Raw genomic sequence first — 24,608 nt, forward strand, 5'->3', positions numbered from 1 at the left:
CGGTGGCGGGGTGGGCCGCGACCGGGGCATCGACGGGATGCCCTGCCAGCCGCAGCGGATCAGGCGTTCATAGTGCGGGCATTATCGCCCGTCGCGGTGGCGGTGCCCACCCCAAACCGGCCGCGGATGCGAGGGATGTGCGTGCGCACCCGCGCGGGCGGCGCTCAACCGGCCGGGTTTGCCTGCAGCCAGCGCTCGATGCCGTCGCGGTTGCGCGCGCGCAGCAGTGCCGGCGCGGCCGCACGCAGGCGGCCGAGATCGCAGGCCCGGATGGTGCGGCGCACTTCCAGCAGCGTGGCCGGGTGCAGGCTCAGCTCGGTCAGGCCCAGCGCCAGCAGCAGCGGCACGAACGCGGGATCGGCGGCGATCTCGCCGCAGACCGTGACCGGCTTGCCGCGGCGCTGGCCGGTCCGCACCACGTCGCGCAGCACCCGCAGCACCGCCGGATGCAGTGGCGAGTACAGGCCGTCCAGCGCTTCGTTGGTGCGGTCCGCGGCGAGCAGGTACTGCACCAGGTCATTGGTGCCGATGGAGAGGAAGTCGCACAGGCCGACGAAGGTGGGCAGCGCCAGCGCCGCCGACGGCACCTCGACCATCGCCCCCAAGGGGATCTGCGTCGCGGTTTCGCGGCCTTCGGCGTACAGCTCGCGCAGCACGTCGTCCAGCGCGTGGCGGACCGCGCGCACCTCCTCGCCGCCGCTGACCATCGGCACCAGCACCCGCAGCGGGCCGTAGCCGGAGGCGCGGGCGATGGCGCGCAGCTGGGTGCGCAGCAGCCCGCTGCGCGCCAGCGACAGGCGTACGCCGCGCAGGCCCAACGCCGGGTTGGGCTCGTCGCGCAGGGCCAGGCCGGTCTTGTCGGCCTTGTCGGCACCGAGGTCGAGGGTGCGGATGGTGACGGTGCGGCCGGTCATTGCCAGCACCGCGTCGCGATAGGCGCGGAACTGCGCCTCCTCGTCGGGCAGTTCGCTGCTGCCGAGGAACAGGAACTCGGTGCGGTACAGCCCGACCCCGGCGGCGCCCAGCGCGTGCGCCTCGGTGACGTCGTTGCGCGATTCCGCGTTGGCCCACAGCTTGATGTCGACGCCGTCCAGGGTGCGGGTGGGCTCGCGGCGCAGGCGGTTGAGCTGGCGGCGCTCGCGCTTGACCTCGGCGACGCGGCGGTGGTGGCCGCGCAGGTCGGCCGCATCGGGTTCCAGCACCACCAGGCCGCTGCCGCCGTCGATCGCCAGCACGTCGCCGTCGTTGATCTTCTGCAGCGCCTGCGCGGCGCCCACCACCAGCGGCAGGTGCAGGCTGCGCGCCAGGATCGCGCTGTGCGAGAGCGGACTGCCGCCGGCGGTGATGACGCCGACCACGCCCTGCGCCTGCAGTTCCGCCAGTTCCGCGGGCGCCACGGTGTCGGTGACCAGGATTTCGCCGGAAGCCCCCTGCAGCGCCGCGCGTTGGCTGTGCAGGGCGGCATGCAGGCGGCCGATCACCTGGTCGATGTCGTCGATGCGGCTGCGCAGGTAGGGGTCGTCCATGCCCTCGAAGACCGCGGCGATGCGGTTGCGCTGGAGGCGCAGGGCGTAGTCGGCGGTGTACAGCCCGGTACGGATCAGCGCATCGATGCCCGACAGCAGTTCGGGATCGTCCAGCAGCAGCGCGTGCAGGTCGAGGAATTCGCCGATTTCCTGCGCCAGCGCGCCGTGCAGGCGCTCGCGCAGGCCACGCATCTCGGTGCGTACTGTGGCCACCGCGTCATGGAAGCGCGCAAGCTCAGGCTCCACCTCTTCCGGGGTGATGCGTGCCTCGTCGATGTCCAGCGCATGCGGCAGGCGCACGCGGGCCCGTCCAAGCGCGCTGCCGCGGGCGGCGGCGGTGCCGGACAGGATCTGGCGCATCAGCTGTCCTCGTCGAAGCGGCGCTCGAACAGCGCCGTCACCGCATCGGCTGCGGCCTGTTCGTCCTCGCCGTCGACGCGTAGCACGACCTCGGCGCCGGGGCCGGCGGCGAGCAGCATGACGCCCATGATGCTCTTGGCGTTGACCTCGCGGCCGCGCGCTTCCAGCGTGGCCTGGCAGCGGAAGCCGGACAACAGTTGCACCAGCTTGGCGGTGGCGCGTGCATGCAGGCCAAGGCGGTTGGTGATGGTCAGTTCGCGGCGGATCACGCGCGTGCTCCGCGGCGGGGGGAGGGGGGATCAGGCATCATCGATGATGGCTCCATTGCGCGAACCGGCGGCGGCCACCGACGGCAGATCGTCCAGATCCAGCTCCGCGTAGTTCATCACCCGCAGCAGCATCGGCAGGCTCAGCGCCGACACCCGCCGAACCGGCGTGCCGATCCGCGCCAGCTTGGCGGCGATATTGGCCGGGGTGGCACCGTACAGGTCGGTCAGCACCAGCACCCCGTGGCCGCCGTCGACCCGGCGCATCGCCGCGCTGGCCAATGGCAGCATCGCGTCGGGGTCGGCATCGAACGGCACCTCGAAGGCCTCGCAGGCCAACGGCAGATTGCGCAGCAGGCGCGTGGCCACGGCCAGCAGCGCGCTGCCGACGCCTTCATGGGTGACGAGGAGGATGCCGACGGACATCCCGCAAACTTAACAGACGCGGGCAATGCCGCGAAAGCGGGGGCGTCATCCGTCCTGTCCCCGTAGGAGCACCGCAGGGGCGCGATGCTCTTGGCGCGATCCGGCAAGCGCGGTCGCGCCCGTCCCGTGCTCCTACAACCGTGGCGGTCAGTCCAGCTCGCGGTGGTGTACCGCCACCTCCGCCCAGCCGCTTTCGCGGCAGTGGCGGGCCAGCCGCTCGGCGAGGTACACCGAGCGATGGCGGCCGCCGCTGCAGCCGAACGCGATGGTGGCGTAGCTGCGGGTTTCCGAACGCAGCTTCGGCAGCCAGCTGTCGAGGAAGGCCTGCACCTGGCCGGCGTAGGCGATCACGTCGGGCTCGGCGTCGAGATGTTCGCGCACCTCCGGGTCGCGCCCGGACAGCGGCCGCAGGCGCGCATCCCAGTGCGGATTGGGCAGCACCCGCGCGTCGAACACGAAGTCGGCATCGGGCGGCACCCCGTGGCGGTAGGCGAATGACTGGAACAGCAGCGACAGCCCGGTGCCGGACAGGCCGAACTCGGCCAGCACGCGGCGGCGCATCTGGTGGACGTTCAGCTCGCTGGTGTCGATGCGGATGTCGGCGATCTGGCGCAGCGGCTTGAGCGCCTGCCGGTCCAGCGAGATCGCGTCCGCCAGCACCAGCCCGAGGTGGCTGAGCGGGTGGCGGCGCCGGGTATCCGCATAGCGGCGCAGGATCACCTCGTCGCGTGCCTCGAGGTAGAGCAGGCGCGGATTGGCGCCCAGCGCACCGAGCCGCGACAGCACGGTCGGGACGTCGGCAAGGTCGCTGAGGCTGCGCGCGTCGATGACCACCGCGATCTTGGATGGCGCCGATTCGCCGTTCTGCAGCAGGCGGACGAATTCCGGCAGCAATTCCGCCGGGAGGTTGTCCACGCAGTAATAGCCAAGGTCTTCCAGCGTGTGCAGCGCGCCGGACTTGCCGGAACCGGACATGCCGCTGACGATCAGCATGGTGGGCACTTCGCGGCCGTTCATTGCGCGGCGTGCTCGAGGAAATGGCTGTGCCGGGCCATGAACGCGGCTGCAGGGTCGATACCCTTGCTGCGCAGGATATGCATGCGGGTGGCGGCCTCGGTGAGCACCGCCAGGTTGCGGCCGGCCATCACCGGGATGGTGATCATCGGCACGTCGAGGTCCAGCACGCGGCGGGTGCCGAGGTCGCCGGTCAGCCGTTCCATCCCGCCGGTGCTGGACTCCAGCGACGGCTTGCTGAGGTGGACGATCAGGCGCAGGTACTTGTTCCGCTTGACCGCGGTGTCGCCGAACATCTGCCGGATGTTGAGCACGCCCAGGCCGCGCAACTCCAGCATGTCCTGCAGCAGCTCGGGGCAGGCGCCGTCCAGCACGTCGGGGGCGATCTGGGTGAATTCAGGCGCGTCGTCGGCGACCAGGCGGTGGCCGCGGGTGACCAGTTCCAGCGCCAGCTCGCTCTTGCCGGAGCCCGATTCGCCGGTGATCAGCACGCCGATGGAGTAGATCTCCATGAACACGCCGTGCAGGGTGACCCGCGGCGCCAGCGTGCGCGCCAGGATGTACTGCAGGTGGTTGAGCAGTTCATGGCCGCGGCGCGGCGACACCCACAGGGGGGTGTCGGATTCCTCCGCGGCGATGCGCAGGTCTTCCGGGCACGACTGGCTCTTGCTGATGACCAGCGCCAGCGGGCGGAAGTCGATGATCTTGTGGATTGTCTCCCAGCGCTGGCGGGCGTCCAGCCCGTCCAGCCATTCCAGTTCCTCGGTGCCGAGGATCTGCACCTTGTTGGGGTAGATGGCGTTGAGGTAGCCCGCCAGCGAGGGCCGGCGGGCTACCGTGTCCACCGCTTCCAGCACGCGCTGGCCGCCGGTTTCCTGCCCGGCCACCCAGCGCAGCGACAGCCGCTCCTGCTGGTTGGCGAACAGCTCGGCGGCGGTGATGCGGGCGGCGCTCATGCGGTGCGGGGGGAGCGGAGGAGGGTCATCGGCGCGGGCTCAGTCGACCGTGCCCATGCGTGCCAGCCCTTCGCCGCGGCGCTGCTCGACCTGCTTTTCCTTGTGCTTGATCAGCTGCCGGTCCAGCTTGTCCACCAGCAGGTCGATCGCCGCGTACATATCCTGGCCCAGGGCATCGGCGTGCAGCTTGCGGCCGGCCAGGGTGACGTTGGCCTCGGCCTTGTGGTCCGGCTTTTCCAGCCCGAGCTGGACGCGGATCTCGCAGTCGCCTTCGAAATGCCGGCCGAGCCGCTCGAAGCGGGTCTCCACGTAGCTGCGCAGGGCGGGCGTGACGTCCATCTGCTGGCCGTAGGTTTCGATCTGCATCTTGACCTCCTTTTGCTGTGGCCGCCGGCAGGGTGCCTGCGGCCGGGGTGACGCACCGGCTCAGCCGATGCGCATACGCTCGTGCGATGCCGGGATCTGCAGGGCTTCGCGGTACTTCGCCACCGTCCGCCTTGCCACCGGCACACCTTCCGCCTTCAACGTATCGGCAAGCCGTGCATCCGACAAGGGCTTGCGCGGGTTCTCCCCCGCCACCAGCTGGCGGATGCGGTTCTGGATCGCGGTGCTGGACGCGCTGCCGCCGTCGTCGGTGCCGATGCCGGAAGCGAAGAAGTCGCGCAGCGCCAGCGTCCCGCGCGGCGTGCGCACGTATTTGCGGGCGATCGCGCGTGACACCGTGGACTCGTGCAGGCCCAGATCCGCGGCCACGCTGCGCAGGGTCAGCGGACGCAGCGCCTGCGGACCGAATTCGAGGAACGCGGCCTGTTCGCGCACGAGGCAGCGCACCACCCGCAGGAGGGTGTCGGCGCGCGCCTCGAGGCCCTTCAGCAGCCAGCGCGCTTCCTGCAGGTGACCCCGCAGGTAGTCGGCGTCGCAGCTGCTGGCGTGCCGGATCATCTGCTGGTAGTCGCGCTGGATCGTCACCCGGGGCAGTGCGCCGCCCGCCAGCGCCACCTGCCACAGGCCCTGCTGGCGCCATACCACGCAATCGGGGCGGATGTAGCTGCCGGCGGGCAGTGCGCCGTGCTGGGCGCCGGGGCGCGGATCCAGCGTTCGCAACAGCTGCACCGCGGCCTCTGCCGCTGCCGGGGGACAGCCGAGCAGGGCGCTGACACCATCGATGCCTAGTTTTGGCAGCTGCGGCAGCGGGCCAGCCGCGATCGACAGCGCCAGCGCGCGCGCGGGCGTGTCCGCCGGCAGCGCCTGCAGTTGCAGGCAAAGGCACTCGCCCAGGTCGCGCGCGCCCACGCCGACCGGGTCGAACTGCTGGATGCGGTGCAGCACCGGCAGCATTTCCGCGGGCGTGGCGTCGATGTCCGCGCGCAGGCTGGCAGCCAGTGTGGCCAGGTCCTCGCGCAGGTAGCCGTCATCGTCGATGGCATCGATCAGGGCGATGCCGATGCGGGTGTCGCGCGGACTGAAGTGGCCCAGATGCAGCTGCCACAGCAGGTGGTCCTGCAAAGACTCCTCGGTATCGGGCTGCTCGACCTCGCTGCCGTCATCGCGTCCCGCAGGCGCGCTCCCGGAGGCCTGCCACTCTTCGGTGTCGGTCTCCCAGTGCTCATCCGGCGCGGTTTCGATATCGCCGGAGGCGGGTTCTGGCGATGCGGGTACTGCGCCGGCAGTGACTGGTGGGTCGACCAGCGCCCCGTCGTCCTGCCAGTCCAGCAGCGGATTGCTCGCCACTGCTTCGGCCACCTCCGCCTCCAGCTCCGCGGCGGAAAGCTGCAACAGGCGAATCGCCTGACGGAGCTGCGGGGTCAGGACCAGGTGTTGCTGCGTCGCGGGGGACAGGCGCTGCTTCATCCGCGCCCAGCATATCGCCCGTGGCGCTAAAAAACCGTGGCCGGCGGTGGGCGATGCCCCGGCCGTCGCGGCGCGTTACAGGCGGAAGCTGTCGCCCAGGTAGACCCGGCGCACGTCCGGGTTCTCCAGCAGTTCGGCCGGTGCACCCTGCGCCAGCACGGCCCCGTCGGCCAGGATGTAGGCGCGGTCGCAGATGCCCAGCGTCTCGCGCACGTTGTGGTCGGTGATCAGTACGCCGATGCCGCGCTGCTTGAGATGGCGGACGATACGCTGGATTTCGTTCACCGAAATCGGATCGACGCCGGCGAAGGGTTCGTCCAGCAGGATCATGCGCGGTTTGCCGGCCAGCGCGCGGGCGATTTCCACCCGGCGGCGTTCGCCACCCGACAGGCTGGCGCCCAGCTGTTCGGTGACGTGGCCGATCTGCAGTTCATCCAGCAGGGCGCTGAGTTCGTGCTCGCGGCCGTCCTCGTCCAGGTCCGGGCGCAGCTCCAGCACCAGCCGGATGTTGTCGGCCACGCTCAGCTTGCGGAACACCGACGGCTCCTGCGGCAGGTAGCCCAGGCCCAGCTTGGCGCGTGCGTACATCGGCTGGTCGGTGATGTCCTTGCCGTCCAGCACGATGCGGCCGGCGTCGGCCGGCACCAGTCCGACGATCATGTAGAAGCAGGTGGTCTTGCCGGCGCCGTTGGGCCCGAGCAGGCCAACCACTTCGCCCGGCGCCAGGGTCAGGCCGAAATCGCGGACCACCTCGCGCGAACGGTAGCGCTTGCGCAGACCTTCCGCGGACAGCATCAGGGCGTGCCCTTGCCGCTGGCCTGCGCCGGCTTCGGCAGGATCCGCATCTTGACCCGGCCGCCACCGGTGCCGCCGCCGCTTTCCAGCTGGCCGGTCCTGAGGTTGTAGACCACCCGCTCGCCGCTGAGGCTGCCGCGTTGCTGGGCGATGCTGACGTTGCCGGTGAACACGATCACCTCGTTGCGCATGTCGTAATCGACGTTGTTGGAGCGCGCGTCGATATGGTCGCCGTCGTCCATTTCCTGCTGCAGGCGCACGCCGCCGCTGAACTGCGCGCGGCTGGGCTTGCCGGCCACCTGGGTGACCACCGCCTTCTCGGCGACGATGCGCAGGCTGCCCTGGGTGATGGTGGCCTGTCCGCTGAAGGTGCAGGTGGCGTTCTCGCCCAGACCGCAGTCGCTGCGTGCGGCTTCGATGTCCATGGGCTGGTTGCGGTCGGAGGTGCGCGCAACGGCGGTGCCGGCGGCCAGCAGGGCCAGCGTCAGGACGGTGGCGGCGAATTCAGTCGTGCGGGACATAGTGGGTGCGTACCTGCGAGAGAAGCGAGACCTGCTGGCGGTCGAAGTCCGCCTCCAGACCGGTGCCGCGCATTGTAAGTCCGGGCCGGGTCACGGTGACGGCGGCGGTGGAGCGGGCGCGGTTGCGCTCCAGGTCCAGCGCCAGCCAGTCGGTTTCGATGCGGGTGGGCGGCGGGGCGTCGGCCGGGCTGTCCGCGCGCACCTGGCCGCGCAGTTCCAGCAGGTCGCCGCCGGCGGGGACGAAGCCCTGCTGCGCCACCACGTTCCAGTAGCGGCCCAGTCGGTCCGGCACCAGGAATTGCGGGGTGGCGAGGGTCATGGTGCGGTCGGCCGGGTCGCGCTGCAGCATCGGGCCGCGCAGGGTGAAAGACTCCTTGCCCTGCTTGTCCAGCGCGGTGATCTCGTAGTCGCGCAGCACGTAGTCCGGGCGGGTGCGCAGCACGCCGTCGTCGGCCGGGTGCGACATCCGCCACACCGACCAGCCGGTAGCGATCGCGCCCAGCAACAACGCCAGCGTTAGGGGCAGGCGCCAGTTCACGGGTGCTCGCCGTGTTCGAGGATCGCCTCGACCTTGCCCTGCGCATGCAGCAGCAGGTCGCAGGCGTCACGCGCCGCGCCCTCGCCACCGCGATGCGGGGTGACCCAGTGCGTGGCCGGCAGTACCCACGGGTGTGCGTTGGCCGGAGCGATGGCCAGGCCGACCGCGCGCATCACCGCCAGATCGGGCAGGTCGTCGCCCATGAAGGCGGCCTGGTCCATGCCGATGCCCATGTCCGCGGCGATGCCGCGCATGCAGTCCAGCTTGCCGCGTTCGCCGATGTGCAGGCGTGCCACCTTCAGCTCGCGGCCGCGCGCCAGGGTGACTTCGCTGCGGCGCGCGCTGACCAGCGCCACCTCGATGCCGGCTTGGCGCAGCAACACCAGGCCCAGCCCGTCCTGCACGTGGAAGCGCTTGTGCTCGCGGCCGTCGCTGTCGAACTGCAGGCCGCCGTCGGTCAGGGTGCCGTCGACGTCGAAGCCGATCAGACGGATCCGCGCGGCGCGTTCGAGGACGTCGGCGGGGAATATTGGCATCGTCATCACACCACCCGCGCGCGCAGCAGGTCGTGGATGTTGAGCGCGCCGACCAGTCGGCCGTCACCGCTGGTGACCAGCAGCGCATTGATCTGGTGCGCCTCCATCAGCTGTGCGGCTTCCACCGCCAGCGCGTCGGCGTCGATGGTGCGCGGCGTGCGGGTCATCACCGCGTCGATGCGGGTGGCGCGCAGGTCCACCTGCGCATCGTCCAGGCTGCGGCGCAGGTCGCCGTCGGTGTACAGGCCCAGCAGGCGGTCGTCGCCATCGACCACCGCGGTCATGCCCAGCCGCTTGCGGCTCATTTCCATCAGCGCTTCGCTGATGCTGGCGTCCGGCGCCACCTTTGGCACGTCGTCGCCGACGTGCATGACGTCGGTGATGTGCAGCAGCAGACGCCGGCCCAGCGCGCCGGCCGGGTGGGAACGGGCGAAGTCGTCGGCGGTGAAGCCGCGCGCTTCCAGCAGCGCCACCGCCAGCGCGTCGCCCATCGCCAGCGAGGCGGTGGTGCTGGACGTGGGCGCGAGCTTGAGCGGGCAGGCTTCCACCGGCACCGCCACGTCGAGGTGGATGTCGGCTTCGCCGGCCAGGGTGGATTGCGGCCGCCCTGTCATCGCGATCACCGTGTTGCCCTGGCGCTTGAGCGCCGGCAGCAGCAGCAGCAACTCGTCGCTTTCGCCGGAATAGGACAGCGCCAGCAGCACATCGGCGTCGGTCACCATGCCGAGGTCGCCGTGCGCGGCTTCGCCCGGATGCATGTAGAACGCGGGCGTGCCGGTGGAGGCAAGGGTGGCGGCGATCTTGCGCGCCACGTGCCCGGACTTGCCCATGCCGGTGCAGACCACCCGCCCGCGACAGGCCAGCATCGCCCGGCAGGCGGCGCTGAACGCGCCGTCGACGCGTGCGGCCACGGCCGCCAGGGCGTCGGCTTCCACGGCGAACACGCGGCGGCCGCTGGCGGCGAAATCGAAGCTGTCGGGCTGGGCGGACATGACGGGCGCTCGGCGGGTTTCCGCTAAACTGGGCCGTTCAGTTTACGCGAGTCCCCCTGCCAGCCCATGAACGCCGACACCATCCGCCAGCTGATCGAATCCGGCCTGCCCGGCGCCCGCGCCGAGGTGCATGGCGAAGACGGCGTCCATTTCGAAGCCATCGTGGTCTGCGCCGCCTTCGCCGGCAAGCTGCCGCTGGCCCGCCACCGCATGGTCAATGCCACCCTGGGCGCGCTGATGGGCCGCGAGATCCACGCCCTGCAGCTGAAGACCCTGACTCCCGAAGAGGCGGCTGCCTGATGCAGAAGATCGTGGTCGGCGGCGGCGCCCGCCTGGCGGGCGAGGTCCGCATCTCCGGTGCCAAGAACGCGGTGCTGCCGATCCTGTGCGCCACCCTGCTGGCCGATTCGCCGGTGCGGATCACCAACGTGCCGCGCCTGCACGACGTGCTGACCACGGCCAAGCTGCTCGCCGGCCTGGGTGCCGGCGTGGCCCACGAAGCCGACGCGATGACCGTCGACCCGCGCAGCGTCAACAGCCACGTCGCGCCGTACGAACTGGTCAAGACCATGCGCGCTTCGGTGCTGGTGCTGGGCCCGCTGCTGGCCAAGCACGGTGTGGCCGAAGTCTCGCTGCCCGGCGGCTGCGCGATCGGGTCGCGCCCGGTGGACCTGCACATCAAGGGCCTGCAGGCGCTGGGCGCGAAGATCAGCGTCGACCATGGCTTCATCAAGGCCAGCTGCGATGGCCGCCTGAAAGGGGCGCGCCACGTGTTCGAGCTGGTCAGCGTAGGCGCCACCGAGAACGTGCTGATGGCCGCCGCGCTGGCGGAGGGCACCACGGTGCTGGAAAACGCGGCGATGGAGCCGGAGATCGTCGACCTGGCCGACTGCCTCAACGCGATGGGCGCCCGCATCACCGGGCACGGCTCGGCGCGCATCGTGGTGGAAGGCGTGGAGCGGCTGCACGGCTGCGAGCATGCGGTGGTCGCCGACCGCATCGAATGCGGCACCTTCCTGGTTGCCGCGGCGATGACCGGTGGCCGCGTCACCGCCACCCATGCGCGCGCCGACACCATGGACGCGGTGCTGGACAAGCTGCGCGAAGCCGGCGCGGAGGTCACGGTCGAATCCACCGCCGATGCCGGCGACCGCATCACCGTCGACATGCGCGGCAAGCGCCCGCGCGCGGTGAACATCACCACCGCGCCGCACCCGGCCTTCCCCACCGACATGCAGGCGCAGTTCATGGCGCTGGACTGCGTGGCCGACGGCGTGGGCGTGGTCAACGAAACCATCTTCGAAAACCGCTTCATGCACGTCAACGAACTGCTGCGCCTGGGCGCGGACATCCGCGTGGACGGCCATACCGCGGTGGTCCGCGGGGTGGAGCGGCTGACCGGTGCGCCGGTGATGGCCACCGATCTGCGCGCCTCGGCATCGCTGATCCTGGCGGGGCTGGTGGCGGAAGGCGACACCACCATCGACCGCATCTACCACCTCGACCGCGGCTACGAGAACATCGAAGCCAAGCTGTCTGCACTGGGCGCGAGCATCCGGCGGGTCGACTGAATCGCGCGCGCCGCGACGGTCAGTCTGCCAGCACGTGCCCGGCCGCCCGCAGGGTGGCCAGCGCGCGCGGCAGGTCCGTCGCCTTCACCAGCAGGTAGTCGGTGTCGAAGGTGCTGACCGCGAAGATGCCGATCCGCGCCTGCGCCAAAGGCGCCAGCAAGGCCGCGAGGATGCCCACCTCGTCGAACGCGAACGGGCCGTGCAGCTTGAGCGTGCGCCATCCGCCGTCCAGCTTCGGCGCCGGCGGTGCCACTGCCTGCGGGCACACGATCGAGAGCTCGTCGGCCGTCCGCGCTACCGAAACGAAGCCTGAAGCCTCCAGCACGCCGGCCGGCACCGGCGCATCGGCAGGCAGCCGCGCGATCACGTAGTCCTGCGGCAACAATGAAAGGCGCATCGGCATGCAGGAGTCCTGTCGGATTGGTCCGTCGGCTCAGGCGGCGAGGTACGACAGCGCGTAGCCCACCCACATCGTGGCCAGCAGGGCGAAGCCGGCAAGGAACACGGTGAACCGGTGCATCACCCGGTTGTAGCTGCACTGGATCGCGCTGTGGACAATCCGCAGGCCGACGAACAGCCAGGCTGCGGCCGGTAGCCATCCGGGTACGTGGGTGGTGGCGAGCGCAATCGCGCACAGCGCGTAGAACAGCACCGGCAGCTCGAACAGGTGGTTGTAGTTGTCAGAGGCGCGGGAGTCCTCCAGCCGCTTTGCGCGGTCCGCCGACAGTGCCACCGCCTGCGGGGGGATCCGCCGCGCGCGCATTTCGGCGATGCGCACCGCCAGCATGCGCAGGCCCACCACGAACGTGAGTGTTGCCAGCGCCGCGCAGGCGGCGACCAGATGCTGCTGTGGAGCCATCGAATTCCCCCGTTGCCGTCACCGTGATCTGCTGTGCCTGCCCGCCTGCGCCTGCATCAGCGCGCAGCCCAGACGAGGCACATCGCCCCTGCCGCCCAAAGTACCACCCAGGCAAGGTGGCGGCCGCGGGTGAACAGCAGCGGGAGCACGCCGCAGGCAAGCAGGCACCAGCCCAGCGTACGCGCGATCACCGCGGCGGGCGGGGCATCCCCGAGCTGCCAGAGCACCGCGCTGATGCCCAGCGCCAGCAGCGTGGTCAGGTGCCAGGCGAAGCGCAGGGTGTTGCGGGTGAAGGCGGAACCACCGAGCAGCGGCGGCAGCTCGCGGCGGAACAGCCGGACCAGGATGTAGCGCTCGCCCAGCACGGAATGGACCAAACCCAGGAGGGCCAGCAGCAGCGCGGCGATTTCAAGCATGTGGTCCTTCCCCAGTGGCGTCGCGTGTGACGGAAGAGGCATGGGGGCCGTCCGTCGGCTGATTGGTGCCATTGCGGGTTGCCGCGTCGGCGATCGCGGAGGCATCGATGCCTTCCGCGCGGGGCCCGCGCCATGCAACCCGCTGGACCGCACAACCCGCCCTGAGTGTGTTGTGGACTTCGGCCCGGCGATCGGTTTCAACCAGCAGGAGATCGACCTGCTCCCGGGGCGCGCTGGAGTCCACCCGGGCGGAATAGACCACGGACTCGGCACCGAGACCCACGCCGAGTTAAGCCGCGCCGCGAAGCGGCGTCGGCTTGGACGAATTGTTAGGCCCCGCCCAGTTGACGGCGCGACCTGCGTGTTGGGACAAGCAACCCATCCTCTAGCTCGACGAGTGCGGGCGTTGGCTCGCCGGACAACAACACCATTTCGCAAGGCCAATCGCCACTATCTGGCTCCCAGCCGATCGGCTTGCTGAACTGCAGATCCCAGATCGCATTCCCGTCCTTCATTCGGCCGACAATTGTGGGACTTTCGGCATCGCTGCGGTCCACGGTGAGCTTGATGAAACCCTTTACGCGGCGCCCTGTGCGCGTTGCCCGGGCTGCGCGCTTCCACCCCGGCAGGTCCATTGCGATTGCAACAGCCACAAGCCCGCTGACGCCAGCGACGAACAGCGCCACCACCCGCAGCTGTTCCTGCGTGGATTGACTGAATAGGTATACGCAAGCGGCGGCGATCGCGCCTAATGCGATCGCAATAGACTTCAAAGGCCAAACTTCGCCGAATCTGCGCAAGTAAGCAACCTGCTGATCGCGCGTTAGCGGCATTGGCCTTCTTGACGATTGCGGTTTAGTCACGTGCGGGGCCTAACACCCAAGTTAAGCCGAGCCGCGAAGCGGCTTCGGCTTGAACGCATTGTTAGGCCGCAGCTTGCGGTACGCCAGCGATGCTAGGAACGCGCCGAGAAGCCAAGCAGCGAGCGTCTTTGCACCGAAAGTAAGCAGGCCCGCTAGTGCGATTGCGAGGAGCGTGGTGCCAAGAAACGAGGCTAGGGCCAAGGGAGCATTGGCCCGAAGAATATGCACGGCGATGAGGTGAACCACTAACGCCACCAGCGTTGCCCCTAGCCCAAGAACGACCAAGATCTCCCAAGCCGCCAATGAAGCCCACGACGGCATCACGAACGCGTTGGTGTATCCGAGCGCGCGTAGCGAAAAGAAGTAGGTGGCGATGCCCGACACTGCGCCGGCGAGAATGCTCTTGAGTGGTCCTTGCATGACTCTCTCCCTGAGGCCTAACACCTGAGTTAAGCCGCGCCGCGAAGCGGCGTCGGCTTGGACGAATTGTTAGGTGCGCGGCGACCACGCCACAAGACATGAAGCGCGCACCCGACTGGACCGAGAAGGACAAGCAACCATGGGGCCAAGCCACCCTTAGGTTCTGCGAGGATAGCGCTCACACCAACCTGCGAAAGGTCGCCGACTGCCAAGTAAACCGCTAGGGCAGAAAACGGGGCCGCCGTAAGCAGGCCGAGCAGAAGGAGCAGTGCCACGCGCCCAAAGGCACGTTGCCCCATAGGGAAGGTGGAAGCGGTAGCCCAGATGACGCCGGCGGCGCCAGCAAGGGCGCCTGGCCAAAGCAAGTACATCTTCAAGGCGAGTACAAAGAACAGGCCAAAGCATGCCGGCAGAACCCCGATCGCGAGATACAAACCACGGCGACCGACTTGCTTCATGCGCGCACCTAACACCTGAGTTAAGCCGCGCCGCAACGTGGTGTAGCCGAAGCGGACAGCAGCGAATGCGGGAAAGCTATCACGACGCCGCGAAGCGGCGTCGGCTTGAACGAATTGTTAGGCGCACATGCGGCCATGAATGTGATCAACCCAAGCCCCAAAAGCCATCCCAGAAGATCTTCCAGGAAGTCTTCAACTTTTTGCCGAGTTCTTTTGGCTGGATCAACAGTAATGCTAAGAACCAAAGAATCGCGCCGGCCATGATTGCAAGGCCGATAAGGGTGATCAGAGCTGCAAGTGGATCTGCGTGCATGGCTCAAGATCGTCTCATGGCTCTTGCATGGGGACTCGGAACATTGCGCCTAACACCTGAGTAGACCCCAAAAGCGGGGTATGGGACCGGATGTTGCGTGGTCGGAAGAGGGCGGTCAAGGCGATTTCCTACCAAGAAACAATCCCTTAACCGCTATGCGGAGGTGCGGCGAATGCTGAACCATCGTGGTTATGCGGCGGATCCGGGGGCGTAATGGCGCAGATACTTGAAAGACGGGGTGTAGCACCGGGGCCGGTAGGGGAGGGCAAAGCCCGCCTGATGGAAGTGGTTCGCTGCAGAATCCGCGCAAGACACTACAGTTTGCGCACGGAGCAAGCGTATCTGGGGTGGATCCGTCAGTTCATTTTGGCGAACGGGCGCCGTCACCCCCGTGAGTTGGGGGGCGCGGAGGTGGAGGCGTTCCTCAGCGGGCTGGCGACGGAGCGTAACGTGGCGGCCAGTACCCAGAACCAGGCGCTGTCGGCGCTGCTGTTCCTCTATCGCGAGGTACTGCGGGTGGATCTGCCGTGGATGGCGTCGGTGCTGCGGGCCAAGCGGCCGCGGCGGTTGCCGGTGGTGCTGTCGGTGGAGGAGGTGCGGCGGCTGTTGTCGATGATGGAGGGGCGCACCTGGCTGATGGCCAGCCTCTTGTATGGCACCGGGATGCGGCTGATGGAGTGCCTGCGGCTGCGGGTCAAGGACGTGGATTTCGCCCGCAACGAGATCCTGATTCGCAACGGCAAGGGCGGCAAGGATCGGCGCACCATGCTGCCGCGCGCGCTGGAAGGGCCGCTTCGGCGGGAGATCGAACGGGCGCGGCTGCTGCACCGGCAGGATATCGCCGAAGGATTCGGTGAGGCGCCGTTGCCCGATGCGCTGTCACGCAAGTATCCGCAGGCCGGACGCGAGTTCGGCTGGCAGTTCGTGTTCGCGGCCGACCGGCGCTCGGTGGACCCGCGCACCGGCGCCATCCATCGCCACCATGTCGATGATGCGGTGCTGGCGCGTGCCTTGAAGCAGGCGCGTGCGCAGGCGGGAATCGAGAAGCTGCTCAGCGCGCACACTTTGCGCCACTCGTTCGCAACCCACCTGCTTGAAACCGGCTACGACATCCGCACTATCCAGGAGCTGTTGGGGCACAAGGATGTGGCCACCACCCAGATCTACACGCACGTGCTGAACCGTGGTGGGCGCGGGGTGCGCAGTCCGCTCGACGCGTGAGCCTCAGGGCGTGGCGGCGGTGACGTGCAGCGTGGCCTTGGGCGCGATGCCCCGCTCCAGCGACTGCAGGGCGATGCGCAGGCCGCCCACGGTGGCCTCGGTCTGGCCGCGGTTGGGCAGCGGGCTGGTATGCAGCGACAGCTCGCTGGCGCTGCCGGCCTTGGGTTGCCAGCGCAGGCGGATTTCAGCATCGCCGGCCCAGACGCAGCGCACGTCCGGGGGGCAGCGCGAGTCGTTGACCAGCTGCAGGTAGGTCAGCTGGCTGCCATCCAGAAGGGTGGCGCGTTCGCCCACGCCCAAGGTCACGGTCTGCGGGGCGTGGTCATGCATGGGGCTGTCCTTGCCGGCAGGCGGCTGGGGGGTGGGCGCTGCGCCGACGCAGCCGGCGAGCAGGGCGATGGCAAGGAGGCTGGCGATACGGCGCATGGCGGGCTCGCGGTGGTGGAGTCAGTGCGGGATATAGCACTTCCATGGTGGAGGCGGCGTGCCTGGAGCCGCCACCGGTTCAGTCGTGGTCGCGCTTCATGCCATCGGTGAGGCTTGAGTGCCGGCCAGCCGCAGCGGTTCCGGCAGCCGATTGCCGGTGGCGAAGCGCATCACCAGTTCCGGGGCCGCCGCCATCGCCACCCGATGGCCTGGCGAGACCACCAGCGGCTCGCAGTCCGGCCGGCTGCGCAGCAGCCAGCCGATCTGCTGGCGGCCGTCACGCAGCGGGGTGAACGCGCCGCGCATTTCGTGCAGCGCCATTCGCGCTTCGCCGGTGAGCGTGCTGGTGGCGACGCCGATGCTGGGCACGCCGGAGGCCACGCCGAAATGTGCCGCGATGCCGAACCGCTGCGGGTGGGCGGAGCCGTGGCCGCGGACGAACGCCAGGTCCGGGGCGTGCCGCAGCATGGCCAGCACGTCCAGCAGTGCGGGCAACTCGCGGAAGCTGCGCAGGCCGGGAAGTGCCGGCATCGAGGCGGGCCTGCGGGCGGTCTGCCGGTCGAGCACCGCCAGGGTGTCTGCATCCATCAGCACCGCGACTGCGCGCACGGTGGCACCCTCGTCCTCGCTGCCGACCTCGAAACCGGCGATGCTGCGCAACGGCTGTGCGAAGCGGTCGCGCAGCTCCACCTGGCCAGCCAGGCTTGCCTGCAGTTCCCGAAGCGCCTCGGCATCGCCCGCCCATTGCGGGGCTGCGCTGCTCACGGCGTGGCGGCCGGGGCGGGAGTGGCTGCGCCGTAGCGTTCCACCAGCAGGCGCGGCTGGCCGTCGGCGCCGATGCGGATGGTGCTGAGGCGGTCGTATTCGTGGTCCGGCATCGGGGCGACGGCGCAGCCGCAAAGCGCGGCGACGATTGCGGGCACGGTATTGCTGTGGCCGGCTACCAGCACCGTGCCGCGCGGGTGCGCGGCGCGCAGGCGGGCGGCAAGGGCGGCAGCCGGTTCGCCGGCGGCATAGGCCGTGATCGCCAGCCCGCGTGCCTGCGCGGTGGGTGAAAGGGTCTGGCCGGTGCGCTTGAATTCGGTGGCGTAGGCCGCCGCGAGCGGCAGGTCGCCGAGCCGTTCCGCCAGTGCGCGTGCGCGGGCGTGGCCGGCCGCGCTCAGGTCGGGGTCGTGGCTGGCGTCGACCTTCTCCGCATGGCGCACCACGATGAACGTGGCCGTGTCGGCGGTGACGGGCAGGCGGCTGGCGCAGGCGGCCAGCAACATGCAGGCCAGTACGGCGATGGGGGCGAAAAGGCGTCGGCGCATCCGCACATCATAGGTCGTGCGCACGGTCCATCGCCGGGGGCGTCCCGCTTTGCCCGCTCTGCTTGCGTTGACGGCGTGCTATCCCGGTTGCAGCGCCGTCAGCAGACCACGCGCGGCGCTGAAGCGCGTGGCCGCGTCCGGCAGCTCCAGGGTGATGCGCAGCTTGTCCGGGCCATCCATGCGGTAGTGCTTGGGCTGGCCCTGGATCAGCCGGATCACCGCCATCGGATCGACCGCGGGTTTTTCGACGAACTGCATGCGCCCGCCGCTGCCGCCCAGGTCGAGCTTGCGGATGCCGAGCCGCGTTGCATCCAGTTTCAGCTCGGCGGTGGCGAACAGGTGCTTGGTGGCATCCGGCAGCAGGCCGAAGCGGTCGATCATCTCCACCTGCAGCTCGCGCAGCGCATTGCCATCGCGGGCGGCACTGATGCGCTTGTACAGGGTCAGGCGTGCGTGCGGGTCGGGCAGGTAGTCGTCCGGGATCAGCGCCGGCACGTGCAGGTCCACGTCGGCGCCGAAGCGGTCGGTGTCGTCCACGTCGGGGATCCTGCCCTGCTTGATCGACTTGACCGCGCGCTCCAGCAGCTCGGTGTAGAGGCTGAAGCCGACTTCCGCCATCTGACCGCTCTGGTCTTCGCCCAGCAGTTCGCCGGCGCCGCGGATTTCCAGGTCGTGGGTGGCCAGGGTGAAGCCGGCGCCCAGTTCGTCCATCGAGCTGATCGCCTCCAGCCGCTTCTTCGCATCCGGGGTGATGCTGCGCCCGTCCGGCACGAGGAGGTAGGCGTAGGCCCGATGGTGGCTGCGGCCCACGCGCCCGCGCAGCTGGTGCAGCTGGGCCAGGCCGAACTTGTCGGCGCGGTTGATCAGGATGGTGTTGGCATTGGGGATGTCGATGCCGGATTCGATGATGGTCGAACACAGCAGCACGTTGGTGCGCTGCTTGTGGAAGTCCAGCATCACCCGCTCCAGCTCGCGCTCGTGCATCTGCCCGTGCGCAATCCCGATGCGCGCATCCGGCACCAGCGCCTGCAGCTCGTCGTGCATGCGGCCGATGCTCTCGACGTCGTTGTGCAGGAAATACACCTGGCCGCCGCGGGCCAGTTCGCGCTGGAAGGCCTCGCGCAGGAGCGCGTCGTCCCAGACGTGGACGAAGGTCTGCACCGCCAGCCGGTTGGCCGGCGGGGTGGCGATGATCGACAGGTCGCGCAGTCCGCTCATCGCCATGTTCAGGGTGCGCGGAATGGGCGTGGCGGTCAGGGTGAGCAGGTGCACGTTGGCGCGCAGCTTCTTCAGCGCCTCCTTCTGGCGCACGCCGAAGCGCTGTTCCTCGTCGACGATGACCAGGCCTAGGTCGCTGAACTTCACGTCCGGCTGCAGCAGGCGGTGGGTGCCGACGATCACGTCGAGTTTCCCCTCGGCAAGCTTTGCAAGCTCGGCTTCGATTTCCTTCTTCGACTTGAAGCGCGACAGTACTTCCACCTTCAGCGGCCAGTCGGCGAAGCGGTCGCGGAAGTTGCGGTAGTGCTGCTCAGCCAGCAGGGTGGTCGGCACCAGCACCGCCACCTGCTTGCCGCTGCTGGCGGCGGCGAACGCGGCGCGCACCGCGACTTCGGTCTTGCCGAAGCCGACGTCGCCGCAGACCACGCGGTCCATCGGCTGCGAGGAGGCAAGATCGCGCAGCACCGCTTCGATGGCGGCGTGCTGGTCGGGGGTTTCCTCGAACGGGAACGTGGCGGCGAACGGTTCGTACATCGCCCGGTCCACGTCGATCGCCAGGCCCTGCCGTGCATGGCGCTTGGCCTGGATCTCCAGCAGCTCGGCGGCGACGTCACGGACCTTGTCGGCGGCCTTCTTCTTCGCCTTCGCCCACTGCTCGCCGCCGAGGTTGTGCAGCGGCGCGGTGTCGGGGTTGGCGCCGGAATAGCGGCTGATGCGGTCCAGCTGCGCCACCGGCACGTACAGGCGGTCGCCCTTGGCGTATTCGATGTCGAGGAATTCGCCGGGCATGCCGCCGACGTCCATCGCCACCAGCCCGCGGTAGCGGCCGACGCCGTGATCCTCGTGGACGATCGGCGCGCCCAGGGTCAACTCGCCGAGGTCGCGGATGATCGCTTCCGGCTCGCGTCCCGCGCGCCTGCGCCGGCGCGGCTGGCTGGCGCGCTCGGGGAACAGCTGGCGCTCGGTCAGGACGGCCGTTTGCGGGGCGTCGAGCGCGAAGCCGTCGTCGAACGGGGCGACGGTGATGGCGAAGCGGGTGTCGCTGGCGGCGAAGGCCGGCCAGTTTTCACTCACCACCGGTTTCAACCCTGCCGCCTGCAGCACTTCCAGCAGCGCCTCGCGGCGGCCGGCGGAATCCGCGGCTACCAGCACGCGGCCGGGATAGCTCGACAGGAAATCACGCAGTGCCTGCCCCGCAGGCTGGTCCTTCACGGTCAACGGCAGCGCCGGCGCCGGCTGCACCGGCAGCGGCTGCGCATCGCCATGGCGCGGGTGCTCGGCGCCGCAGACTTCGATGCGCTCGAAGCGGTTCAGTGTTTCCCGCAGCGCATCCGGCGACAGCCACAGCTCGGCCGGCGGCAGCAGCGGGCGTTCGATGTCGTGGCGCAACTGCTCGAAACGCTCGCCGATCTGCTTCCAGGCGTGCTCGGCGGCTTCCAGCGCGCCGTCGCAGACCAGCGGCAGCGCGTTCGTGCCGAGGTAGTCGAACAGGGTTTCCGTGCTGCCGGCGCCGCCGCGCTGCGCGGCGAAGAACAGCGGCAGGTAGTACTCCACGCCGGCCGGCGCCAGCCCGGCCTTGAGGTCCTGCACCAGCGCGCTGCGCCGGGTGTCGATGTCGAAGCGTTCGCGCAGCGCTTCAAGCGCGCGCTGCACATGGGCATCGTCCATCGGCACTTCGCGGCCGGGCAGCAGCTCGATCGCGTCGATCCTGTCCAGCGATCGCTGCGACTCCGGGTCGAAGGCGCGGATGCTGTCGATCTCGTCGTCCAGCAGCTCCACCCGGAACGGCGCGTCGGCGCCCATCGGGTACACGTCCAGCAGGCCGCCGCGCACCGCGAAATCGCCGGGGTCGAAAACCTGCGGCACGTTGCGGTAGCCGGCCGATTCCAGCCGGCGCTTCTCCGCGTCCATGTCCATGCGCTGGCCCAGCCGCACGCTGAAGCGGTTGCCCAGCACATGCCCGCGCGGGGCCAGCCGCTGCATCAGGGTGGCCGCCGGCACGATCACCAGGCCGCGCTTGAGCTCGGGCAGCCGCGCCAGCGTGGCCAGGCGCTGGCTGACGATTTCCGGGTGCGGGCTGAAGCGGTCGAACGGCAGCGTCTCCCAGTCCGGGAAGCCCAGCACCGGCAGTGCGGGATCGCCGCCGGTGAGCGTGCGCAGGTCGGCTTCCAGCTGGTGCGCGGCGTGGTTGTCGCGCGCCACCAGCAGCAGCGGGCCATCGGCGCGCTGGGCCGCAGCCAGCGCGGCGGCGGCCAGGGCAGTGCCGGAAGCGGGGGCGCGCCACCAGGCGCGTTGCTGGCCGGGGCGCGGCATGGGGACGGGGGCTTGCAGCAGCAGATCAGGCATGGAAAACGCGCCCGCGCCGGACGCCATGCGCCAGCGCGTTGTCGATGGGATTGGAAGCCGATTCTACCGGGTCGAACGTGGCGGCCCGCCGAGGACGGTGCGCGCTCAGCCGGCCGCCAGCGGCATCGGCGGCGGGGCGATCTTCGGTTTCGGAGGCGGAATGTCCAGCACCACCCGCACCAGCCCGGGTTCGCCGGTGGGTTCCTGGCGGAAGCCCAGCGAGGTGGCCAGCGCCTGCATCGGCAGGTTGCTTTCCAGCACGTCGCCGTACACCCGCCGCACCTTGCGGCCCTTGGCCCAGCGCACCAGCCGGCGCATCAGGTGGCGGCCCAACCCCATGCCGTTGACGTAGTGGCTGACCAGGATGGCGAACTCGGCGTCGCTGCCGTTGTCGTCGATTGAGATGCGCGCCACCGCGCCGACCAGCGCCTCGCCCGGCGGCAGCGGCTCGGCGGCGACCAGGGCGAAGTCGCGGCGCGGATCCGGGCGGGTCAGCCGCTCGGCCTGCTGCGCACTCAGCTCTTTCATCGGATGCAGGAAGCGCTGGCGGATCTCGTCAGGCTCCAGCAGGGTGAACGCGGCCTGCATCGGCCCCGCGTCTTCCGGCCGGATCGGGCGGATCAGGATGTCGCGCCCATTGGCGAGGCGGACATGTTCGTGCCACGGGGGCATGCGGTTGCGGGCGGCCATTCGGGCATCTTGGCGTGGACGACGTTAAAAAAATGAACGGCGCGTATCTGGCGGCGGTTCAGCCCGCTTTTGAACGCCCCGGGCCGCGCAGGCGGGTGTAGGCGTTGACGACCCCCAGCACCAGCGCGCCGGCCACCACGCCGACGGCGGCGTTGAACAGGTTTTCCCACAGCCAGCCCGGCGGCAGCGCGTGCGCGGCCTGCGCCCAGTGGTGCAGCAGCGGGATGCCGTGCACCAGGATGCCGCCGCCCACCAGGAACATTGCCGCGGTGCCCGCCACCGACAGGAACCGCATCAGCTTCGGCGCGAATGCCAGCATCGCCCGGCCCAGCGCCGCGCTGGTGCGCCCGGCGCCGGCGCGATTCAGGCGCAGGCCCAGGTCATCCAGTTTGACGATGCCGCCGACCAGTCCGTAGACCCCGGCGGTCATGACCAGCGCGATCACCACCAGCACGCCCAGCTGCCTGAGGAACGGCTGGGTGGCCACGGTGCCAAGGGTGATCACGATGATCTCGGCGGACAGGATGAAGTCGGTGCGGATCGCGCCGCGGATCTTGTCGCGCTCGAAGGCGACCATGTCCATGGATTCGTCGGCCACCGCCTGCACCAGCATCTCGTGGTGTTCGGCCTCTTCGCCCCGGTGCAGGAATTTGTGCGCCAGCTTCTCCACGCCTTCGTAGCAGAGATAGGCGCCGCCCAGCATCAGCAGCGGCAGGATCAGCGGGATGGCGATGCCGCGCGACTTCAGCCAGGCCTCCAGCGCCGCGATCGCCAGCGCTGCCGGCACCAGGATCGCCTTGTTGACCAGCGAGCCCTTTGCCACCGCCCACACCACCGGCAGCTCGCGCTCGGCGCGGATGCCTGTGACCTGCTGCGCGTTCAGCGCAAGGTCGTCGCCCAGCACGCCGGCGGTCTTCTTGGTGGCGACCTTGGCCATCACCGAGATGTCGTCGAGCAGGGTGGCGATGTCGTCGAAGAGGGCGAAGAAGCTGGAAGCCATGGGCCGACCGGGTTGAGGGGCAGGGCGAAAGTCTCGCACGCGCAAGCGAAAAGCGGAGTCAGGATGGCCCTTCCACGGGCGGGGAGGACCGTGCCGCCCCGCTGCTGCTTCCTTTATGCCGCTTCGCGCAGCCACTCCACCCGCGCGCTGGCGCCGGGTTCGCCGAGTGCCCGGCGCAGGGCGTCGAGGGTGGGGCGCATGGCGGCGTCGAATTGCCACGGTGCATTGAGGATCAGCATGCCGCTGCCGTTCATCCGCAGCGGCGAGTCGTCCGGGCGCACCAGTAGTTCCAGCAGCAGCGCGGACTTCGCCGGCAGCCTCGCGGCGGCGCGCCGGAACGGGTGCAATGCGCGGCCCTGCTTGATCGGATACCACAGCGCGAACATGCCCTGCGGCCAGCGCGCCAGGCCTTCGGCCAGAGCCGCCAGCGCGATGTCGAACTCGCCAAGCTGCGCCTCGAACGGGGGGTCGATCAGCACCAGCCCGCGGGCGAATTTCTGTGCGCCGTGCTTCGGCGGCAGCAGCGCCTTGAGCGCCGCGTAGCCGTCGCGGGCATGCACGGCGATGCGCGGATCGGCGGCGAAATGCTGCTTCAGCACTGCGGCTTCTTCCGGATGCAGTTCGCAGGCGGCGATGCGGTCGGCCTCGCGCAGCGCGTGCCCCAGCAACCAGGGCGAGCCCGGATAGGCCGCGCTGCCGTGCTGGGTGCGGCAGGCACGCACCGCCGCCAGGTAGCGCTGGATGGCAGGGTCGCGCGGCGCTTCGGCCTGCAGCCGGGCGATCCCGTCCTGCGCCTCGCCGGTGGCCTGCGCGGCCTCGCCGTCGAGCTTGTACAGCCCGCGGCCTGCGTGGGTATCGAGCGCGAAGCAGGGCGACGGCTTGGCGGTCAGGGCCTCGCACAGGGCCAGCAGCACGACGTGTTTGAGGACGTCGGCATGGTTGCCGGCATGGAAGGCGTGGCGATAGTTCATGCGCGCATTGTCGCCCGACTTCACATTCGCCACGCAAACCGCTGTATCTGGCCGGTTACGATGCCGCCATGCCCACCACGATCCTGTTGGCCGAAGACGAGGCCGCCATCGCCGAGACCGTGCTGTACGCGCTGCGCGCCGAAGGCTTCGCCGCCGAACACGTGCTGCTGGGCGGGCAGGTGTTGCCGCGGCTGGCGCGTGGCGGGGTCGACCTGGTCATCCTCGACGTCGGCCTGCCCGATGCCAGCGGCTTCGAGATCTGCCGCCGGCTGCGCGAACACCACGCGCTGCCGGTGATCTTCCTGACCGCGCGCAGCGACGAGATCGACCGCGTGCTGGGACTGGAGCTGGGCGCCGACGACTACATGGCCAAGCCCTTCTCGCCGCGCGAGCTGGTGGCGCGGGTGCGCGCGCGCCTGCGCCGACACGAAGGCGGGCAGGTGCGCCTGCGCGGCCGGTTCGAGATCGACAGCGAGGCCCACCGCATCCGCTACGCCGGCCACTGGCTGGAGCTGACCCGCTATGAGCACGCGCTGCTGGCCGAGCTGCTGCGCCGCCCCGGCGCCATCCTCGCCCGCGCGCAGCTGCTGGACCGGGTGTGGGCGGACGCGCTGGAATCCGGCGAGCGTACAGTCGATACCCACGTGAAGACCCTGCGCGCCAAGCTGCGCGCGCTGGACCCGGCGCGCGACCCGATCCGCACCCATCGCGGGCTGGGCTATTCCATCGAGGTGGACTGAACGCC

At 69.6% G+C, this 24,608-nt stretch carries 29 protein-coding genes; 4 read left to right on the forward strand and 25 right to left on the reverse strand.

Going from position 1 to position 24,608, the window contains the following annotated elements; genetic code table 11:
• Positions 1 to 164: 164 nt before the first annotated feature.
• The 12 genes from ptsP to ICG51_RS10405 form a co-directional block, all read right to left on the reverse strand.
• Positions 165 to 1,886, reverse strand: coding sequence for a phosphoenolpyruvate--protein phosphotransferase (gene ptsP / locus ICG51_RS10350; RefSeq protein ID WP_190280290.1), 1,722 nt, complete (start codon positions 1,884 to 1,886; stop codon positions 165 to 167).
• On the reverse strand, positions 1,886 to 2,155 hold the full coding sequence (locus tag ICG51_RS10355; RefSeq protein WP_190280291.1) for an HPr family phosphocarrier protein: 270 nt from the start codon (positions 2,153 to 2,155) through the stop codon (positions 1,886 to 1,888). The genes ptsP and ICG51_RS10355 overlap by 1 nt, the downstream gene beginning before the upstream one ends.
• Before the next feature lie 30 nt (positions 2,156 to 2,185).
• Entirely contained in the window at positions 2,186 to 2,578 is a 393-nt protein-coding gene (locus ICG51_RS10360) for a PTS sugar transporter subunit IIA (RefSeq protein WP_190280292.1), read from the reverse strand.
• Between the two features lie 147 nt (positions 2,579 to 2,725).
• Positions 2,726 to 3,595 carry an RNase adapter RapZ gene (gene rapZ, locus ICG51_RS10365; RefSeq protein WP_190280293.1) on the reverse strand — a complete coding sequence of 290 codons (870 nt, stop codon included), beginning with the start codon at positions 3,593 to 3,595 and terminating at the stop codon, positions 2,726 to 2,728.
• On the reverse strand, positions 3,592 to 4,548 hold the full coding sequence (gene hprK / locus ICG51_RS10370) for an HPr(Ser) kinase/phosphatase (RefSeq protein WP_190280294.1): 957 nt from the start codon (positions 4,546 to 4,548) through the stop codon (positions 3,592 to 3,594). The genes rapZ and hprK overlap by 4 nt, the downstream gene beginning before the upstream one ends.
• 39 nt (positions 4,549 to 4,587) lie before the next feature.
• The gene (gene raiA, locus ICG51_RS10375; protein ID WP_190280295.1) at positions 4,588 to 4,914 is read right to left on the reverse strand and encodes a ribosome-associated translation inhibitor RaiA; all 327 of its coding nucleotides are present in this window, start codon (positions 4,912 to 4,914) and stop codon (positions 4,588 to 4,590) included.
• Positions 4,915 to 4,974: 60 nt separating this feature from the next.
• Complete coding sequence (locus tag ICG51_RS10380; protein WP_190280296.1) at positions 4,975 to 6,399, reverse strand: RNA polymerase factor sigma-54; 1,425 nt, start codon at positions 6,397 to 6,399, stop codon at positions 4,975 to 4,977.
• A gap of 75 nt (positions 6,400 to 6,474) precedes the next feature.
• Positions 6,475 to 7,194 (reverse strand): LPS export ABC transporter ATP-binding protein, encoded by a 720-nt coding sequence (lptB, locus tag ICG51_RS10385; RefSeq protein WP_190280297.1) that lies wholly within the window; start codon positions 7,192 to 7,194, stop codon positions 6,475 to 6,477.
• A complete protein-coding gene (lptA, locus tag ICG51_RS10390; RefSeq protein ID WP_190280298.1) occupies positions 7,194 to 7,715 on the reverse strand; it encodes a lipopolysaccharide transport periplasmic protein LptA in 522 nt (173 codons plus the stop codon). Before lptA ends, lptB begins: the two co-directional genes overlap by 1 nt.
• The gene (gene lptC, locus ICG51_RS10395; protein ID WP_190280299.1) at positions 7,699 to 8,253 is read right to left on the reverse strand and encodes an LPS export ABC transporter periplasmic protein LptC; all 555 of its coding nucleotides are present in this window, start codon (positions 8,251 to 8,253) and stop codon (positions 7,699 to 7,701) included. Before lptC ends, lptA begins: the two co-directional genes overlap by 17 nt.
• Positions 8,250 to 8,795, reverse strand: a complete 546-nt coding sequence (locus tag ICG51_RS10400; protein ID WP_190280300.1) for an HAD hydrolase family protein — start codon at positions 8,793 to 8,795, stop codon at positions 8,250 to 8,252. The genes lptC and ICG51_RS10400 overlap by 4 nt, the downstream gene beginning before the upstream one ends.
• Complete coding sequence (locus ICG51_RS10405) at positions 8,795 to 9,781, reverse strand: KpsF/GutQ family sugar-phosphate isomerase (RefSeq protein ID WP_190280301.1); 987 nt, start codon at positions 9,779 to 9,781, stop codon at positions 8,795 to 8,797. Before ICG51_RS10405 ends, ICG51_RS10400 begins: the two co-directional genes overlap by 1 nt.
• Before the next feature lie 66 nt (positions 9,782 to 9,847).
• Here ICG51_RS10405 and ICG51_RS10410 point away from each other — a divergent pair, with 66 nt between their 5' ends.
• Positions 9,848 to 10,081 (forward strand): BolA/IbaG family iron-sulfur metabolism protein, encoded by a 234-nt coding sequence (locus tag ICG51_RS10410; protein WP_190280302.1) that lies wholly within the window; start codon positions 9,848 to 9,850, stop codon positions 10,079 to 10,081.
• Entirely contained in the window at positions 10,081 to 11,352 is a 1,272-nt protein-coding gene (gene murA / locus ICG51_RS10415; RefSeq protein ID WP_190280303.1) for a UDP-N-acetylglucosamine 1-carboxyvinyltransferase, read from the forward strand. Before ICG51_RS10410 ends, murA begins: the two co-directional genes overlap by 1 nt.
• 19 nt (positions 11,353 to 11,371) lie before the next feature.
• Here murA and ICG51_RS10420 read toward each other — a convergent pair whose 3' ends face one another.
• The 6 genes from ICG51_RS10420 to ICG51_RS10445 all read right to left on the reverse strand — a co-directional run bounded on the left by ICG51_RS10420 (position 11,372) and on the right by ICG51_RS10445 (position 14,681).
• A complete protein-coding gene (locus ICG51_RS10420; protein WP_190280304.1) occupies positions 11,372 to 11,755 on the reverse strand; it encodes an ACT domain-containing protein in 384 nt (127 codons plus the stop codon).
• A gap of 30 nt (positions 11,756 to 11,785) precedes the next feature.
• On the reverse strand, positions 11,786 to 12,211 hold the full coding sequence (locus ICG51_RS10425; RefSeq protein ID WP_190280305.1) for an MAPEG family protein: 426 nt from the start codon (positions 12,209 to 12,211) through the stop codon (positions 11,786 to 11,788).
• 56 nt (positions 12,212 to 12,267) lie between these two features.
• Positions 12,268 to 12,627 carry a hypothetical protein gene (locus tag ICG51_RS10430; RefSeq protein WP_190280306.1) on the reverse strand — a complete coding sequence of 120 codons (360 nt, stop codon included), beginning with the start codon at positions 12,625 to 12,627 and terminating at the stop codon, positions 12,268 to 12,270.
• Positions 12,628 to 12,956: 329 nt separating this feature from the next.
• The gene (locus tag ICG51_RS10435) at positions 12,957 to 13,427 is read right to left on the reverse strand and encodes a hypothetical protein (protein WP_190280307.1); all 471 of its coding nucleotides are present in this window, start codon (positions 13,425 to 13,427) and stop codon (positions 12,957 to 12,959) included.
• An 84-nt stretch (positions 13,428 to 13,511) separates the two neighbouring features.
• A complete protein-coding gene (locus ICG51_RS10440) occupies positions 13,512 to 13,910 on the reverse strand; it encodes a hypothetical protein (RefSeq protein ID WP_190280308.1) in 399 nt (132 codons plus the stop codon).
• Between the two features lie 603 nt (positions 13,911 to 14,513).
• Complete coding sequence (locus tag ICG51_RS10445; RefSeq protein ID WP_190280309.1) at positions 14,514 to 14,681, reverse strand: hypothetical protein; 168 nt, start codon at positions 14,679 to 14,681, stop codon at positions 14,514 to 14,516.
• 279 nt (positions 14,682 to 14,960) lie between these two features.
• Between ICG51_RS10445 and ICG51_RS10450 the strand changes: the two genes are divergently transcribed.
• Positions 14,961 to 15,902 carry an integron integrase gene (locus ICG51_RS10450; RefSeq protein WP_223809430.1) on the forward strand — a complete coding sequence of 314 codons (942 nt, stop codon included), beginning with the start codon at positions 14,961 to 14,963 and terminating at the stop codon, positions 15,900 to 15,902.
• Between the two features lie 3 nt (positions 15,903 to 15,905).
• Here the strand turns inward: ICG51_RS10450 and ICG51_RS10455 are convergent, their stop codons facing one another.
• From ICG51_RS10455 to rlmJ, 7 genes are all read right to left on the reverse strand, one after another.
• Entirely contained in the window at positions 15,906 to 16,328 is a 423-nt protein-coding gene (locus ICG51_RS10455) for a hypothetical protein (protein ID WP_190280311.1), read from the reverse strand.
• 96 nt (positions 16,329 to 16,424) lie between these two features.
• Entirely contained in the window at positions 16,425 to 17,093 is a 669-nt protein-coding gene (locus ICG51_RS10460; RefSeq protein WP_190280312.1) for an endonuclease V, read from the reverse strand.
• Positions 17,090 to 17,638, reverse strand: a complete 549-nt coding sequence (locus ICG51_RS10465; RefSeq protein ID WP_190280313.1) for a histidine phosphatase family protein — start codon at positions 17,636 to 17,638, stop codon at positions 17,090 to 17,092. The genes ICG51_RS10460 and ICG51_RS10465 overlap by 4 nt, the downstream gene beginning before the upstream one ends.
• Before the next feature lie 78 nt (positions 17,639 to 17,716).
• A complete protein-coding gene (mfd, locus tag ICG51_RS10470; protein WP_190280314.1) occupies positions 17,717 to 21,202 on the reverse strand; it encodes a transcription-repair coupling factor in 3,486 nt (1,161 codons plus the stop codon).
• Positions 21,203 to 21,307: 105 nt separating this feature from the next.
• Complete coding sequence (locus ICG51_RS10475) at positions 21,308 to 21,892, reverse strand: GNAT family N-acetyltransferase (RefSeq protein ID WP_190280315.1); 585 nt, start codon at positions 21,890 to 21,892, stop codon at positions 21,308 to 21,310.
• Positions 21,893 to 21,950: 58 nt separating this feature from the next.
• Positions 21,951 to 22,892, reverse strand: a complete 942-nt coding sequence (locus ICG51_RS10480) for a DUF808 domain-containing protein (protein WP_190280316.1) — start codon at positions 22,890 to 22,892, stop codon at positions 21,951 to 21,953.
• Between the two features lie 113 nt (positions 22,893 to 23,005).
• Positions 23,006 to 23,863: a 23S rRNA (adenine(2030)-N(6))-methyltransferase RlmJ gene (rlmJ, locus tag ICG51_RS10485; RefSeq protein WP_190280317.1), complete on the reverse strand. Its 858-nt coding sequence runs from the start codon at positions 23,861 to 23,863 to the stop codon at positions 23,006 to 23,008.
• A 68-nt stretch (positions 23,864 to 23,931) separates the two neighbouring features.
• Here rlmJ and creB point away from each other — a divergent pair, with 68 nt between their 5' ends.
• Positions 23,932 to 24,603, forward strand: a complete 672-nt coding sequence (gene creB / locus ICG51_RS10490) for a two-component system response regulator CreB (RefSeq protein WP_190280318.1) — start codon at positions 23,932 to 23,934, stop codon at positions 24,601 to 24,603.
• Positions 24,604 to 24,608: the final 5 nt, after the last annotated feature.

It is taken from the genome of Thermomonas sp. XSG (assembly GCF_014678725.1).
Classification (GTDB): domain Bacteria; phylum Pseudomonadota; class Gammaproteobacteria; order Xanthomonadales; family Xanthomonadaceae; genus Thermomonas.